Consider the following 1,505-nt stretch of genomic DNA (forward strand, 5'->3'; position numbering starts at 1 on the left):
ACTGCTTCTCTGCGTGGCGTAACCATCCCTACTAATTACTATTTCCGGTTTCCTTCCTGATTATACTCTCCCCAAAGTAACAAAAGAGGGATTAGACTACTAAACTTCAAGATAGAGCCTGATTAATTTTAGATTAGAAGGGTTCAATCTAAAATCTAAAATCCAAAATTTAAACGCCTACTTTAGTTAACTCTATTTCCCGGCGCCTGGGGACTTCGTGAATCATGAAATCATAAGCCATGTCAGTACGGGGAAAAATAGCACGGGCTTCCTGAAGAAGATCCTTCAATTCCAAGAGATTGCCAGGGGCATAGCGGGGACTGAAATGACTCATGATCAGTCGATGTGCCCCAGCGGCCAAAGCTGTTTGTGCTGCCATTGTAGTTGTGGAATGCAACCGCTGAAAAGCCATGTTTGCATCTTGATGAGCAAAGGTTGCTTCGTGAATTAATACATCTGCATCTTTTGCCAATTCCACTGCCCCATTACAATAAATTGTGTCTGTACAATAGGCAATTTTTCGACCAATTTCTGTAGGCCCACATAATTGAGTGCCATCAATCACCCGTCCATCCGCAAGTATCACTGTTTCACCACGCTTAAGTTGACCATAAACCCGACCAGGAGGAATTTGCAACGCCTTTGCTTTTTCCACATCAAAGCGTCCTGATCGGTCTTTTTCGGCTACGCGGTAGCCGAAAGCTGTAATACGATGATGCAAATTACCGCAGCTAACGGTGAAGTCATCGTCTTCATAAATTACTCCTGGACGGATGGCATGGACTTTAATAGGATAGGAAAAGTGTGTATAGGAGTAACGGGAGGCGGCTTGAATGTAATCATTTAATCCAGGTGGCCCATATATATCAATTCGTTCCACATTGCCAGCCAAGCCGCAAGTAGCAAGAAGTCCCATCAAGCCAAAGATGTGGTCACCATGCATGTGAGTGATAAAAATTCGCGAGAGTTGGCTAATTTTCAGTTCACTCCGAATAATTTGATGCTGGGTGCCTTCGCCACAGTCGAATAACCACAGTTCTGCTTTTTGTGGTAATCTCAAGGCGACACTTGAAACATTGCGCGAGCGCGTGGGTACACCGGAACTCGTGCCTAAGAATGTTATCTGCACAGCCTTCTTTAATCTTCCTATTGCTCAATTTGCTGCTCTATAGTCTATACTGACACGCTTAATAAGCAAAATACTTTTGAGAGGAAGTGGCTTTTTTAAAGCTAACGTCCATTAAAGATTATAGGGCTTAGGCAAAAATCTTTAAGAAGCTTAATTTATCGGACTGCGAAGGCGTTGTTGCTAAATAATCATCCAGACAAGTAATCCCATTAACATGAGTAACTCGCGTTTAATTAATTGTTCAATTCCTTTACAGATAGTATTTCTATCCCAATGATTTTCAGCAAAAACAAAAGCTTTCTCAAAGTCATTTGAGAAAGCTTTAGTTAGAAAAATAAACCTGGCATCGAGCTATTTTTGCGTAGGGCAACCCCTA

1 protein-coding gene is annotated in these 1,505 nt (G+C 42.1%); it reads right to left on the reverse strand.

The genetic code is table 11. The annotated features are described in order from the left end of the window. Positions 1-169: 169 nt before the first annotated feature. Positions 170-1,129, reverse strand: coding sequence for a ribonuclease Z (locus tag V7L20_RS11160; RefSeq protein WP_334744139.1), 960 nt, complete (start codon positions 1,127-1,129; stop codon positions 170-172). Positions 1,130-1,505: the final 376 nt, after the last annotated feature.

Origin of the sequence: Nostoc sp., from assembly GCF_036916735.1 — a bacterium.
Taxonomy (GTDB): domain Bacteria; phylum Cyanobacteriota; class Cyanobacteriia; order Cyanobacteriales; family Nostocaceae; genus Nostoc.